At 68.0% G+C, this 12,975-nt stretch carries 13 protein-coding genes; 4 read left to right on the top strand and 9 right to left on the bottom strand.

Translation table 11 applies throughout. From position 1 onward, the window contains the following. Positions 1 to 1,097: acyl-CoA dehydrogenase family protein (locus MKL09_RS19610; protein WP_244022895.1), on the bottom strand; the 1,097-nt coding region annotated here is incomplete at its 3' end. 25 nt (positions 1,098 to 1,122) lie between these two features. Further along, a complete protein-coding gene (locus MKL09_RS19605; protein ID WP_244022893.1) occupies positions 1,123 to 1,320 on the bottom strand; it encodes a hypothetical protein in 198 nt (65 codons plus the stop codon). Between the two features lie 175 nt (positions 1,321 to 1,495). On the opposite strand from MKL09_RS19605, the gene MKL09_RS19600 reads away from it, so the two are divergent. The 4 genes from MKL09_RS19600 to MKL09_RS19585 all read left to right on the top strand — a co-directional run bounded on the left by MKL09_RS19600 (position 1,496) and on the right by MKL09_RS19585 (position 5,459). Beyond that, positions 1,496 to 1,714: a hypothetical protein gene (locus MKL09_RS19600; RefSeq protein ID WP_244022891.1), complete on the top strand. Its 219-nt coding sequence runs from the start codon at positions 1,496 to 1,498 to the stop codon at positions 1,712 to 1,714. Between the two features lie 47 nt (positions 1,715 to 1,761). After that, positions 1,762 to 2,577 (top strand): MetQ/NlpA family ABC transporter substrate-binding protein, encoded by an 816-nt coding sequence (locus MKL09_RS19595; RefSeq protein WP_409566952.1) that lies wholly within the window; start codon positions 1,762 to 1,764, stop codon positions 2,575 to 2,577. Positions 2,578 to 2,762: 185 nt separating this feature from the next. Next, positions 2,763 to 4,100, top strand: a complete 1,338-nt coding sequence (locus MKL09_RS19590) for an LLM class flavin-dependent oxidoreductase (RefSeq protein WP_244022889.1) — start codon at positions 2,763 to 2,765, stop codon at positions 4,098 to 4,100. Positions 4,101 to 4,118: 18 nt separating this feature from the next. Further along, positions 4,119 to 5,459, top strand: a complete 1,341-nt coding sequence (locus MKL09_RS19585; RefSeq protein ID WP_244022887.1) for an LLM class flavin-dependent oxidoreductase — start codon at positions 4,119 to 4,121, stop codon at positions 5,457 to 5,459. A 191-nt stretch (positions 5,460 to 5,650) separates the two neighbouring features. Here MKL09_RS19585 and MKL09_RS32375 read toward each other — a convergent pair whose 3' ends face one another. From MKL09_RS32375 to MKL09_RS19545, 7 genes are read right to left on the bottom strand one after another with little or no spacing between them, the layout of a single operon-like run. After that, positions 5,651 to 6,160 carry an FAD-binding protein gene (locus MKL09_RS32375; protein WP_409566951.1) on the bottom strand — a complete coding sequence of 170 codons (510 nt, stop codon included), beginning with the start codon at positions 6,158 to 6,160 and terminating at the stop codon, positions 5,651 to 5,653. A 45-nt stretch (positions 6,161 to 6,205) separates the two neighbouring features. Continuing rightward, entirely contained in the window at positions 6,206 to 6,406 is a 201-nt protein-coding gene (locus MKL09_RS19570; protein WP_409566953.1) for a hypothetical protein, read from the bottom strand. 37 nt (positions 6,407 to 6,443) lie between these two features. After that, positions 6,444 to 8,174 (bottom strand): dipeptide ABC transporter ATP-binding protein, encoded by a 1,731-nt coding sequence (locus MKL09_RS19565; RefSeq protein ID WP_244022885.1) that lies wholly within the window; start codon positions 8,172 to 8,174, stop codon positions 6,444 to 6,446. Further along, the gene (locus MKL09_RS19560) at positions 8,153 to 9,019 is read right to left on the bottom strand and encodes an ABC transporter permease (protein ID WP_409566950.1); all 867 of its coding nucleotides are present in this window, start codon (positions 9,017 to 9,019) and stop codon (positions 8,153 to 8,155) included. The genes MKL09_RS19565 and MKL09_RS19560 overlap by 22 nt, the downstream gene beginning before the upstream one ends. Then, complete coding sequence (locus MKL09_RS19555) at positions 9,016 to 10,026, bottom strand: ABC transporter permease (RefSeq protein ID WP_244022881.1); 1,011 nt, start codon at positions 10,024 to 10,026, stop codon at positions 9,016 to 9,018. Before MKL09_RS19555 ends, MKL09_RS19560 begins: the two co-directional genes overlap by 4 nt. Positions 10,027 to 10,064: 38 nt before the next feature. Then, positions 10,065 to 11,720 (bottom strand): ABC transporter substrate-binding protein, encoded by a 1,656-nt coding sequence (locus MKL09_RS19550; protein ID WP_244022879.1) that lies wholly within the window; start codon positions 11,718 to 11,720, stop codon positions 10,065 to 10,067. Continuing rightward, positions 11,717 to 12,964 carry an acyl-CoA dehydrogenase family protein gene (locus MKL09_RS19545; RefSeq protein WP_409566949.1) on the bottom strand — a complete coding sequence of 416 codons (1,248 nt, stop codon included), beginning with the start codon at positions 12,962 to 12,964 and terminating at the stop codon, positions 11,717 to 11,719. Before MKL09_RS19545 ends, MKL09_RS19550 begins: the two co-directional genes overlap by 4 nt. Positions 12,965 to 12,975: the final 11 nt, after the last annotated feature.

The following is a 12,975-nucleotide window of genomic DNA, read 5'->3' as shown; positions in this document are numbered from 1 at the left end:
AGCGTGTGGATGCGGACGTTGCGCCAGAACCGGTCGAAGCCGTTGGCATTCGTCGCTGAGCGCGCGCCCATCACCTCGAAGATCTGGCTCGTGACTTCGAGGGCGATGGTGCCGGCATAGACGTTGGCGGCGGCGATCCGGATCGCCGCCTGTCCGCGCTCCGCTTCGGTCAGGTCGCGCCCGCGGGCGGCGGCTTCGTCGAGCGCCGCGGCCGCGTCGTCTGCCAGCTGGGTCGCGGCCTGGGTCTTGATGTAGAGGTCGCCGTAGACGCGCTTGATCCAGGGATCGTCGACATGGCGCTCGACGCCGGAGTCGATCCAGGGGCGCGACGTCTCGACGGTATAGTCGCGCGCGGCGAGCAGCGCCCCCTGCGCGCTGCCCACGAAAACGTTGAGGAGGACGCTCTGCTGCTGGAAGGGCGTCAGCGTCTGGTAGGGCTCGGCCGTTTCCACCCGAAAGCGGAAGACCTCGTCGTGGTGAACCTGCACGTTCGTGTAGGTGACGCGCCCGCTCCCGGTCTGGCGCTGACCGATCCCGTCCCAGTCGTCCTCGACGCGGAGGCCCGCGCGGTCGGCCGGGATGGCTGCGAAGTGGCGCAGGTTCGTGTCGCGATCCTCCCAGGCCACGTGCAGGTAGTCGGCGATGTGGGAGCCCGAGGTGAACGGCCGGTAGCCGTCGAGCACGTAGCCGTCCGCGACCGCTTGGCCGAAGAGGCTCTTGGAGAAGCTGTTCGCCGTGTTGCCCCAGAACCAGTTGCCCGCCGCGGAGCGCCGGTAGATGTCGGCGGCCTGCGCCGCGGTCCCGCACAGATGCGCGGCCTGGAGGGCGCTGAAGTGATAGCCGAAGAGGTGGCCGAGCGAGCCGTCCACCTTGGCGAACTCCCGGACGATCCTGAGCACCGTCGACCATCGCTCGCCCTGGCCGCCATGCGCCTTCGGGATAAGGAGGGTGAGGAGTCCGCTCTCCTTGAGCAGGCGCAGCTGCGCGGTCGGGCGGCCACCGGCTTTGTCGCGCGCGACCGCGTCCTCTGCGAAACGCTTCCGCAACGCCGCGGCCGAGGCGAAAATGGGGTTGGACGGATCGAGTTCGAAAGGCATGGCCGGCAGGGGGGTAAGATGGCGCTCAGGCGTTGATCCACACGTCGGCGATCATGGCCGTATGAGCCAAGGTCACCAGCACCGGCGGCTCGGGCTGGATGATCATGGTCAGGGTGCCCCCGCGCCGGGGCGTGAGAGCCTGCGACGCGCCCGGTAGGAGGACGGCGAAGCTCGCAGTCGCGTCGAGGGCGAGTCCGCGGCCGAAGCCGCGGCGAGACATCATGATCATGCGATCGAAGGACGACGATACGCCCGTTCACAGATCGGGCCGCATGATCTTATGAGTCTGAGCCCATGCGGGACAATTCTCTTCTTTGCTGGAAAAATCGAATCCTTGGCTCCATTTGCGCGTAAATCCAGCAAAAATATTCTTGTTGACTTGGGTTGTCGACCTTTGAATGCTTAACTTCATGGTTGCGCTCGAACCAAGACCCTTCATCCGCCGCAACAACCTTCGCTGTTCGAAAGGACTTTCGGTCATGCGCCCCGTTTTCTCGTGCGGTGTCGAAGGCACGGGCGCCCGCCCGACAAACCTGAAATTTCTTCCGGCGGCGCGCGGGCGCGAACGCGGGTCGAACGTCGCCGACATCATCGCTCGGCGTGCGGGGATCCGGTGACCGAGCGGTTTCTCCGCGCGGACGGGCGTCCGGCACGTCGTCATGTCTTGGCAGGACTCTCGGCCGGGCTCTCGGCTCTGTTCGCCGTCCCGATCGCTGCCTCCGCGCAAACTTCGGCATCGGCGAAGAAGACGCTGCGCGTCGGCTTCGCTCCAGGACCCTATCTCGACGAGTTCAAGCTCGGCGTCGAGCCGCAGCTCAAGCAGCAGGGCTACGATATCCGCACCCTGCACTTCAGCACGGGGTTGGAGGTGAACGCCGCCGTCGCCGCGAACGAGATCGACGCGAACGTGATGCAGCACAGCGTCTATCTGAACGCCTACAATGATCGCAACGGCACGGACCTCGTGGGAATCGTGCAGGTCCCGACCCCGCCGATGGGCCTCTACGCGCGCAAGCATAAATCGGCTTCCGAGGTCCGGCCCGGGGCGGCGGTGGCCGTGCCCAACGATCCGGTGAACCTGGAGCGGGCGCTGAAGATCCTGCGCGACCTCGGGTGGATCGAGCTGAAGCCCGCGGCGAACCCGGTCGACGTGACCGAGCTCGATGTCGTGAAGAACCCGAGCGGGATCAGGCTCACGCTGCTTGAGAGCGCGCAGGCCCCGCGGGCCCTCGATGACGTCGACTTCGCCGCGATCCAGGGCAACTTCGCGATCGACAGCGGGCTCAAGCTGACCGAGGCGATCGCGCTCGAGAAGATGACGTCGCCCTATCTCAACGTCGTGGCCGTGAGACGGGGCAACATCGAGTCCCCATGGGCGCGCGACATCGTTGCGGCCTACCGGGGCCCCTTCTTCCGCGACGCGATCAAGGGCAACCGCATCTATGACGGTTTCGCGCTGCCCGACTATTTCCCTTCCTGACGCCGCTGCCCCGACAGCTCGCCTGGTGCGGACACAATCGCGATCGGGTCGATCTTTCTGCGATTGCCTGCGACGGCAGAAGAGCGGGTCGACACAGCCTCTGAATTTGAACGAACATTCTATGGACGGGAAAAGTTTTTCTTTGTCTTATTCGACGGACTGACTCCCGGTTCGGCCATCGCCCCATGTCGCGCAGACACTTGCATCTGAACGTGAACATTCTGCATGCCGGCTTCTTCGCGTCGGCGTGGCGGTTGCCGGACAGTCGGCCGAGCGCCTTCACCGAGATCGCGCATTACGTAAGAACGGCGCAGATCGCTGAGCGCGGCAAGCTCGATGCGGTCTTCCTAGCCGATACGCCGTCGCTCGCCGAACGCCCGGACCTGCGGTCGTTCCTCTCCCTCGAGCCGACGATCGTGCTCGCGTCCATCGCGGCGGCCACCGAGCGCATCGGACTGATCGCGACGGCCTCGACGACCTACAACGAGCCCTACAACGTGGCCCGCCGCTTCGCGACGCTGGACCATGCCAGCGGCGGCCGGGCGGGCTGGAACGTCGTCACCACGGCCGACGCCCAGGCCTCCGCCAATTTCGGCCTGGAGGCGGTGCCCGATCACGCCACGCGCTACGCCCGAGCCCAGGAATTCACCGAGATCGTGCGGCTCCTCTGGGACAGCTGGGACGACGACGCGCTCGTCGGCGACAAGGCGGCCGCCCGCCTGATCGACCCCGCGCGTCTCCATGCCATCGACTATCACGGGCGGCACCTGTCGGTTGCCGGCCCGCTCAACCTGCCGCGCTCGCCGCAGGGGCGGCCGGTCCTCGTCCAGGCAGGCGGATCGGAGGACGGGCGCGACCTCGCGGCGCGCTTCGCGGAGGTCGTGTTCAGCGTCGGCCAAACGCCGGAGGAGTCGCGTGCCTACGCGGACGATCTGCGCCGCCGCGCGGCCCGGTACGGACGAGGGCCGGACACGCTGGTCGTCCTGCCGGGTCTTGCCACGGTGATCGGCTCGACGGAGGCCGAGGCGAAGCGGCGCCGGGAGGAGCTGACCGAGCTCATCCCCATCGCCTACGGCCTGTCCCGCCTCGGCGCGACGCTCGGGGTCGACCTGACGCGATACGACCTGGATGCGCCGCTGCCGGAGATCGCGATCCCGGCGAACGGCAGCACGACCTTCGCCCAGGCAATCCTCGCGCATGCGCGGCGTGACGGCCTGACCCTGCGCCAGCTCATAGGCTCGCTCGGCGGCGGCACGGGCCACCGCATCGTCGTGGGCACGCCCGAGCAGATCGCCGACGATATCGAGCATTGGTTCCGCGCCGGCGCGGCGGACGGCTTCAACCTGATGCCGGACGTGCTCCCGACCGGCCTCGAGACCTTCGTCGACACCGTGGTGCCGATCCCGCAGCAGCGCGGTCTGTTCCGCCGCGCCTACGACGGCGTCACCCTGCGCGACCATCTCGGCCTCGATCGGCCCGCAAACCACTTCGCGGCGCGCACCCCGCACCGCCTGTCCGCCTGACCCAGCCGAGGATCCCGCATGCCGAAGCGGCAGCTCTCCCTGAACGTCTTCGTCTATCCGGGCGGCCACCACGAGGCGGCGTGGCGTCATCCGGATTCAGACCCGACACGTGTCCTCGATATCGGCTTCTACCAGGATCTGGCGCGCAAGGCGGAGGCCGCCAAGTTCGACGCCGTTTTCTTTGCCGATACTCCGGCGCTCGCCGACAACATCCGCTACGCCGCGCGCTTCCGCCTCGAGCCGCTGACCTGGCTGTCCGCGCTGGGCGCTGTGACAGAGCGCATCGGCCTGATCGGAACGGCCTCCACCACCTACTACGAGCCCTACAATCTCGCCCGGCTGTTCGCCTCCCTCGATCATCTCAGCCACGGTCGCGCGGGCTGGAACATCGTCACCACCTCGGCGGCCCAGGCGGCGCAGAATTTCGGGCTGGGCGAGCACCCGCCGCACGGCGACCGCTACGAGCGGGCACGCGAGTTCGTGGAGGTCGTCGGCAAGCTCTGGGATAGCTGGGCCGACGACGCCGTGCTGGCGGATGCTGCCTCCGGGATCTACGCGGACACGACGCGCATCCATCCAATCGACCATGCCGGCCGGCACTTCCGGGTGCGCGGCCCCCTGAACATCCCGCGCACGCCGCAGGGCCGCCCCGTCTACGTCCAGGCCGGCGCGTCGGATGACGGCCGCTTCTTTGCCGCGCAATACGCCGAGGCGATCTTCACGGCGCATCAGACCTTCGCCAGCGCGCAGGCCTTCTACGCCGACATCAAGGACCGCGTCGCCGCCCTCGGGCGCCGCCCGGAGCACGTGAAGATCCTGCCGGGGATCAGCCCGGTCATCGGCAGCACGCAGCGGGAGGCGGAGGCGCTGGAAGAGGAATTCAACGCGCTGATCCAGCCGGAATACTCGTTGACGCAGTTGCGCAACATGACCGGTCTCGACCTCGCCGGCCACGACCTCGACGCGCCCTTCCCGCGCCACCTCATCGACACGGACACGCGCTTCGGCGTCGCGAGCCGCTTCAAGCTGATCGTGGACATCCTCAACCGGGAGAAGCCGACGCTGCGGCAGCTCATCCAGCGGCTCGCCGGGGCGCGGGGCCACTACGTCTTCGTCGGGACGCCGGAACAGGTCGCCGACGAGATCGAGCATTGGTTTGTGAACGGCGCCGCCGACGGCTTCAACGTCATGCCGCCCTCGCTGACGGGCGGTCTCGACGCGTTCATCGATCATGTGCTGCCGATCCTGCGCCGACGCGGCCTGTTCCGTACGGACTATGCCGGGCGGACGCTGCGCGACCATTACGGCCTGCCGCGCCCGGAGGTGCCGTCTCTCTCGGAGGTACGCGCGAGCGCCTGAGCCGAGCCCCAGGCCATGCCCGACGTTCCGCACCTCGCCCGTATCCTAGTCGGCGCGCTGGCGCATGCCGCTCCCACCGTGATCGGCATCGGCATCCTCTTTTTGCCGTCTGCGCCTATCCGCCGGCAAAGGCGCCGGCATGCTGGCGGCCGATAGGCGCCGCGACGGAAGCGGCCGCAGCGGCGCTCCGCTCAAGGATCCTGGCACCGCCCGATCGCCCAGCGCACGAGCTTGCGCACATCCGGATCGGGATCGTCGAAATCCGCTTCGAGGGCGGGCAACGCGCGTGGATCGGCGATCGCTGGCAGCATTCGAGGTCCGCGAGCCGCGCGCCCGCGGTAGGCCATGGCGTAACCGTCGCCGCAATTGGCCGCGTTCTCGTAGGTGCCGAACAGGTAGCCGGAGGTCGGCAGCCCGAGCCGCCCGGCCGCGCCGCAGGCCAGCACCACGGCCTTGGCCTTCACTACCAGAAACTGTGAGGTGCGGGTGTTGACGCCGACCGTGCCCGCGATGCGCCCGTCCGGACCTTTCGGCAGCCGGGTCGCCATGTAGCGGTTGGTCAGGCCGACCTGGAGGCGACGCAGCTCCCGATAGAGCACCTTCTTGACGTTGTGCCCTTCCGGCATCGGCAGCACGTAGGTCCCCAGATGATGGACCTTGCGCATGTTGTATTCGCCGGAGCCATCCTTCTCGAATGTCACCCCGAGCTTGTCTGTAGCCGCGCTCGCCTGCCACTCCCAAACCCCTCAACGTATGGCTCGCGCATCCACGCCATAGCCGGTCGGGCTGGCCTCGCGTCTGACCCGCTCCCGGTCAGCCCTCGTGAGAGCGGGGCGCTCGAACACGCATGCCTGAGACGGGCGCGAGAATCCGCAATGCACCCTGCTCCATGGTGGGAAGTCCAGCGGCAGGGGGCGCCAAGCGCAGCCGGCGCGCAGCACGGACAGGACGGCGTGGATTGGGTGCTCAAGCGTGCAAAACCGGTCAAGCTACACACGCCTCGTTCCTGACGGCTTCAAATCGCGGGTGCGGCCAGCGGGCACGCTCTGCGATGCCGGATGGGACCGCCGCCAGCAGAGAGGCAGTGTAGGCCTGCCGTGGGTTGTCGAAGATATCGGAGACGCTCCCGTGCTCCACGATTCGCCCGCGGTGCATCACCGAGACGGTGTGGGCGAGTTGGCGCACGAGCGCCAAGTCGTGGGACACGAACAAGTAGGTCAGGCCGAGATCGGCCTGCAGCGTGAGCAGCACCTCGACGATGTCGGCCTGGACGCTAACGTCGAGCGCCGAGGTGGGCTCGTCGAGCACGATGACGTCGGGCTTGAGGACAAGCGCGCGGGCTATGGCCACGCGCTGGCGCTGACCGCCCGACAGGGCATCCGGCCTGCGGGCGAGGAGGTGCTCGCCGAGACCGACGTCGGCCAGCGCCTCGCGGACCCGCACAGCCCGCTCGTCGCGGGTCCCGATCCTGAACCGGTCGAGCGGCTCGCGCACCAACCCCTCGACTTTCCAGGTCGGGTCGAGCGAGGTGAAGGGATTCTGGTAGATGAGTTGAAGGTGGCGGCGTACCGTGCGCAGCGCCTCGTGCGACCGTCCCGTGACCTGTTCACCGGCAACCCGGATGTCGCCAGTATCGGGTTGGTCGAGCCCGAGCAGCAGCCGGATCGTCGTCGTCTTACCCGAGCCTGACTCGCCGACCAGCGCGTGCGTGGTGCCGGCTCGGACCGTGAACGATACGTCGTCGACAGCCGTCAGCGCCATGCCGTCCACCGTGAAGGTCTTCGTGACGGCGCTGACTTCGATCTTCGGTACCGCGGCACCGGTTTCGAGGCGGCGGAAGCCGGCGGCGCGCAAGCCGGCGTAGCGGTCGGGGTTGAGGGCCGGGACGTCGGCGTGAAGCTTGCGCGCGTAGGCCGAGGCTGGCGAAGCGAACACGGCCGCCGTACGCCCCGCCTCTTGGACGAGACCGTCTTTCAGCACCACCAGCGCGTCCGCCCGCTCGGCGGCGATCGCGAGGTCATGGGTAATGAGGAGCAGGCTGATGTCGAGGTCCTGCCGCAGCCGCGAGAGCAGGTCGAGGATCCGTTTCTGGATCGTGACGTCGAGGGCGGAGGTCGGCTCGTCTGCGACCAGCAACGCAGGCCGCGGCAGGACCGCAAGGCCGATCAGCACGCGCTGCAGCATGCCTCCGGACAACTGGTGGGGATAGGCATCGTAGACGCGCCGGGGGTCGTCGAGTCCAACCTGAGCGAACGTCTCCAGGATGCGTCCCGTGCGAAGCGCCTGATCGGTCCCGTCGAGGAGCGCGGCCGATTCCTCGGCTTGCGCGCCGATCGTGCGGACCGGGTTGAGCGCATTGCCGGGGTCTTGAGGGACGAACCCTATGGCCCGTCCGCGCAGGGGCCGGAACCGGCGCTCGGAAAGTCCGAGCACCTCCTGGCCGTCGAACTCGATCCGGCCCGTGGCATGCCCCCCGCGGGGGAGCAGCCGCAGCACCGAGCGGGCGATAGTCGACTTGCCCGAGCCGGACTCCCCGATGAGGGCGAGGCTCTCGCCGCGGCCCAGCGCGAACCCGACGTCGGTGACGACCTCGTTCGGCCCGTAGGACACCGACAGGCCATCCACGCGGAGCAGCGGCCCCGACGGCCGCGTCGTCGGTTCGGGTGAGGCCTCGGCGGGGGGGAGCGTCACGCTCAGTCCGTCTCGCGCAGCCATCGGCTGATCCTGTTGAGGGAGAGGACGGTTGCGATCGTGACGAACGCGGGTGCGTACACCAGCCACGGCCACCTGAGGTAATCCTTGCCCGTCGCGATCAGCAGGCCCCAGTCGGAGGCGGGTGGCGGGTCCCCGTACCCGAGGAAGGCGAGGCTCGCGATGACCAGGATCGACAGGCCGAATTGCAGCACCGCGAGGGTGAGCACCGAGCGCGACGCGTTCGGCAACACGTGGCGCCATAGGACGTACCAGCGCGAGCCGCCCTGCAGGAACGACGCTTCGACGAAGGTCGCCTGCCGGGTCTTGATGACCTCCGCGCGCATCACTCGGGCGAAGACGGCCACCGCCGAAACACCGGTGGCGATGGCGGTGTTCACGGTGTCGAAGCCGAGCGCGGTGACGACGATAACGGCGAGCAGGAATCGCGGGATGGCGAGCAGGATGTCGACGAGGCGGGCGAGGACGGTGTCGACCCAGCCGCCGAGGAAGCCGGCGAGCAGGCCCATGAGGCCGCCGACGGCGACGCCGATGACGACCGCAATGAGCGCGCTCGTCACCGAGGAGGCCGCGCCGTAGACGACGCGGGCGTAGACGTCGCGTCCGAGATGGTCGGTGCCGAACCAGTGCGCGGTACTGGGGCCGAGCAGCTTGTGGGCGGGGACGCCGTTCACCGGATCCTGGCTCGTGAACAGATGGGGGGCGAGCGACCAGGCGATCACAAGCGTGACGATTGCCAACGCCAGGGCGACGGTCGGCGACATCTGCAGGGGCGACCACCGGGGCCGTAGGGCCGACCGGCGGTCGGGCGCCGCTTGCACGGCCGAGGAGAGGGAGACGACGCTCATCCGGTCACGGACCCCGGGGCGGGGGCAGCGCTCTCGTTCGCGCTGGTTGGCCGGCGCTCGGTGCCGCCCACGAGCTTGAGGCGCGGATCGAGCAACGGATAAAAGAGGTCCGCAATCAGGTTGACGAGTACGAAGACCACCGCCGCGAGCGAAACGACCGCTTGCAGCACGGGCAGGTCCTGCGCCGCCGCCGAGCGCTGCACCAGGCTCCCGATTCCGGTGCGTCCGAACACCGTCTCGGTGATCAGTGAGCCGCCGAGTAACTCACCGACGGTCAGAGCGATGACGGTCACGACCGGGAGCGAGGACGGCTTGAGCAGGTGCTTGGCGAAGAGGCGCACTCGCCCGAGGCCGCGGCTGCGCGCGACGGCCGCATATTCTTGCCCGGACTCGTGATCGAGGTTGGCGATGAGTACCTCGGCTATCTGGGCCGAGATCGGGATACCGAGCGCGACTGCGGCGAAAACCGTTGCCCAGGCGCTGTCGGGCTCGATCACCCGGAAGAGGCCGAGTTGGAAGCCGAAGGCGTGGATCAACACCAGACCGATCACGAAGCCGGGCACCGAGAGGAACAGGGACGGGAAGGCCCGCACGATGCCCTGGCCTAACCGTTTCGGCAGGAACTGGGTCCCATAGGCGATCGCGGCGGCCAGCAGCAGCGCGACGGCAAGACCCGCGGACGCCAGAATCAACGTCGAGGGGAGCACCTCGGCGATCAGGGTCGTCACAGGCCGTGTCGAGCGCATCGACACGCCAAAATCGCCGACGAGGAAGCCGGAGAGGGATGTCCACAACTGGACTGAAATGGGCTGGTCCAGTCCCTGAGCGGCGATGATCGTCTTGATCTGCTCCTCGGTGAACCCGTTCTGGGGGTCGCGCAGGACGTTGGTGACCGGATCGCCGGGCAGGATGCTGACGACGACGAATGTGAAGAGGTAGGCCAGGAGGACGACGACGACGGCCTGGACGAGGCGAATCCCGGCGTAGCGCAGGTAGGCGTTTCTCATGCCGATTGCCTCATCGCGCGGCCCGGACGCGGCATGGTCTACTTGTCTTTCGCGGCCGTGTAGTAGCTTGCATAGGCAAGGCCATTGTACGTCTCGCCCTTGAGGTTCGGGGATTGCACGTAGATCCGCTGAACGATCTGTGTGCGCGGAATGAAGTAACCCTGCGCGAGGACGTACTTCTGCAATTCATCGAGGATCGGAGCGCGGCTCTCGGCGGAACTGGCACCGGCGATCCTGTCGCGCAGCGCGTTGAGCGTCGCGTCGCTCTCACCGAGCGCGAACCAATTCTCGCCGTTGTTGGCGTCGGTCAGGATGCTGGCCACGCTGCCGGCATCGATGAAGCTGCGCGTCACTTCGTAGGCTGGCACGGCCGGGCCGCCGAAGGCGACCTTCTGGCCGAAGGTCACCACGTCGTAGGCCCGGATGTCGACCTTCCATCCGAGCTTGCCGAGCTGCTGTGCGATGAGCTCGTCGACCGCCTTCGCGGTCGCGAGGTATGGATTGGGGTAAAGTGTCAGGGTCAGCGGCTTGCCGGCCTTGCTGCGGATGCCGCCGCGGCCGCGGGTCCAGCCCGCTTCATCCAAGAGCTTCTCGGCCCTGCCGGGGTCGTAGGCAAGATATGCGCTCTGGTCGGTCGCGCCGGGTACGTTGCCCTGAAGGAACGACGCCGCGAGCTTCCAGTCCGGTGTGTAGACGGTGTCGATGATTTCCTGGCGGTTGATGGCGGCCTGGAGCGCCTGGCGCACCTTCACATCGTCGTAGGGGGCGAGCTTCGTGTTGATCGCCCAGCCGTTCACGAAGCCAAGGTAGCGCGGCGTGGCGATGGTGAAGCCCGCATCTTTCAGGGACTTCAGCTCCTGTGGGGACGCATTGTAGGCGACATCGGCTTGGCCGGACTGGACGGCTGCTACGCGCAGGGAGGGCTCGCTGACCACCTTGTAGGTGATCGTGTCGAGGTAGGCCGGGCCGGTGTGGCCGACAGCCTCCGGACCCCAGTTGTAGTCCTTGCGCTTAACCAGCTTGACGAAGTCGCCCTCCTTCCACGCCGCAACCCGGTACGGACCGCTGCCGGCGGTCTTGGCGAGGTCGGCCTGCTGGATGGCGGGCAGCGCGAGGGTCTTCGGCGAGATGAGGATCGAGCCGTGGTAGCCGAGCGTCGGGATGAAGCCGAGCGTCGGTGCCTTGAAGAACACTTTCACGGTCGTCGGATCGACCGCTTCGGCGCGGTCGTAGGTCTTCGGGAAGAGGCCGATCGGGTTAATGCCGTCCTTGATGCGGCCCGCATACCAGATGTCGAGGTTGGCGACGACGGCAGCTGCGTCAAGCGGGGTGCCGTCGGAGAAGGACACGCCATCCTTGAGGTGGAGCGTGAACTCGGTCGCGTCGGCGGTCTGCTCCCAGCGCGTGGCGATCCAGGGGCTGATCTTGCCCTCCGCATCGACGTAGGCGAGCTTATCGGTCACGTGGCCCCAGACGTGGCCCTGGAAGCTCGAGATCGCGCTGTTGTTCGGGATCCAGGTTGGGCCGAGCGTGTCGATCAGGAAGACGAGGTCACCACCGTCTCGCGGACTTCCGTGAGGTGACCCGTTCGCCGCGCGGATTGCGGGCGCAAGCGCGACGGCAGCGACCAGCGCGGCCGCGCTTCTGAGAAGGCGGCGGCGCGACGGGGAGCGCGCATCGGAACGATCAATCACGAAGGAATCCTGATTGCAGCGGTGGCGGCTTCGAGGGGCGGTCGCGAGGCCTGCGGCAGACCCACGAATGCGGTTGCATCCGGCAGGGCCGCGTTCGGCCCGTGTCTCGGCCCTTGCGAACCGGCGGCATCGGTCCGGGCGAAGGCGGTCCGTCCGAGGATCGCGATCAGCGTGTCCTCCTGCGGCGCGTGCACGAGCACGGACTGAATGTCGCGGAAGTGCCGTTCCAAACCGGTGCTGGCGCTTAGACCCGGATTGCCAAGCGTTCCGACAGCGAGTTGCACCGCTTGCCGCAACTGTCGGCCGGCGAGCAGGCGAGCGCGCAGGAGTTTCTCCGGCTCGTCCGCCGCGTGATCGAGTGCATCGAAGATGAGTTGTCGGGCGCCGCCCACGAGCAGATCGATCTCGCCTGCGAGCGTGATGAAGCGTTCGGTGCGCGCGATCGGGTACCCGAGGTTGGCGGGAACGCGGCCCTCCGCGAAGCCGAGGAAGACCTCCTGCGCCGCCTCGGCCACGCCGAGGTAGAGCGCTGTCAGCACGAGCGTGCTTGCCGCGTGGGCGCGATTGTCCTGTCCGGCGACATCCGCGCTGGTCAGGCCGATCACGTCGTCGCAGCCGACCTCCACCGCGTCGAACGCGACGTCGTGGGAGCCGGTTGCCCGCAGGCCGAGGCTCTTCCAGGTCTCGACGATGCGGATGCCCTGCGCACCGGCGGGAACGATGAAGGTGCCGACCCGCTGCGGGGTCTCATCCGTGCTCGCCCAGACGAGGAAGTAGGCGAGACCCTCGCAGCCGGTGACGAAACACTTGGTTCCGCTGATCGACCAGCCATGGGCGGTGCGCCGTGCGCGCGTCTGCGGTAGGCCACCCCGCGCCGGAGACCCGAGCTCAGGCTCCGCGCGTGCGGCGTTCAGGAGTACCGGGGCCCGACGGCTCTCGGCCAGCACGCGCGCGTAGAGCGCTTCGGGCCACTGGCTGCGCTGGGCCTGCTGCTGGTGAGCGAAGAGAGTCATCAGGCTGATGAGCGCGACTGAGGGGTCGCCGCGACCGAGGGCGGCGATGAGCCGGGCAACATCGCCGAGCGCAAGCTCGCGCCCGCCGTAACGCTCCGCCACCGTCAGTTCGAGCAGGCCGGCCTCGTGGACCACGCGGATGCCCGCGTGAGGGAAGGCGGCCGCAGCATCCGCCGTGGGCGCCCCTGCCGCAAGCCTTTCCACCACACCGGCCAGGTCGATCCCGGCCACGTGCGATACGG

The sequence above is a fragment of the Methylobacterium sp. J-048 genome (assembly GCF_022829515.1).
Classification (GTDB): Bacteria; Pseudomonadota; Alphaproteobacteria; order Rhizobiales; family Beijerinckiaceae; genus Methylobacterium.
Note: the sequence above shows the minus strand (reverse complement) of the source record. Positions and strands in the feature narration are given on the sequence as shown.

What these genes read in the sequence shown, in the direction of transcription:
- MKL09_RS19605 (WP_244022893.1), bottom strand. Translation starts at nt 1,320, where the DNA reads ATGATGTCTCGCCGCGGCTTCGGCCGCGGACTCGCCCTCGACGCGACT.
- MKL09_RS19600 (WP_244022891.1), top strand. Translation starts at nt 1,496, where the DNA reads ATGCTTAACTTCATGGTTGCGCTCGAACCAAGACCCTTCATCCGCCGC.
- MKL09_RS19590 (WP_244022889.1), top strand. Translation starts at nt 2,763, where the DNA reads ATGTCGCGCAGACACTTGCATCTGAACGTGAACATTCTGCATGCCGGC.
- MKL09_RS19585 (WP_244022887.1), top strand. Translation starts at nt 4,119, where the DNA reads ATGCCGAAGCGGCAGCTCTCCCTGAACGTCTTCGTCTATCCGGGCGGC.
- MKL09_RS19565 (WP_244022885.1), bottom strand. Translation starts at nt 8,174, where the DNA reads ATGGCTGCGCGAGACGGACTGAGCGTGACGCTCCCCCCCGCCGAGGCC.
- MKL09_RS19560 (WP_409566950.1), bottom strand. Translation starts at nt 9,019, where the DNA reads ATGAGCGTCGTCTCCCTCTCCTCGGCCGTGCAAGCGGCGCCCGACCGC.
- MKL09_RS19555 (WP_244022881.1), bottom strand. Translation starts at nt 10,026, where the DNA reads ATGAGAAACGCCTACCTGCGCTACGCCGGGATTCGCCTCGTCCAGGCC.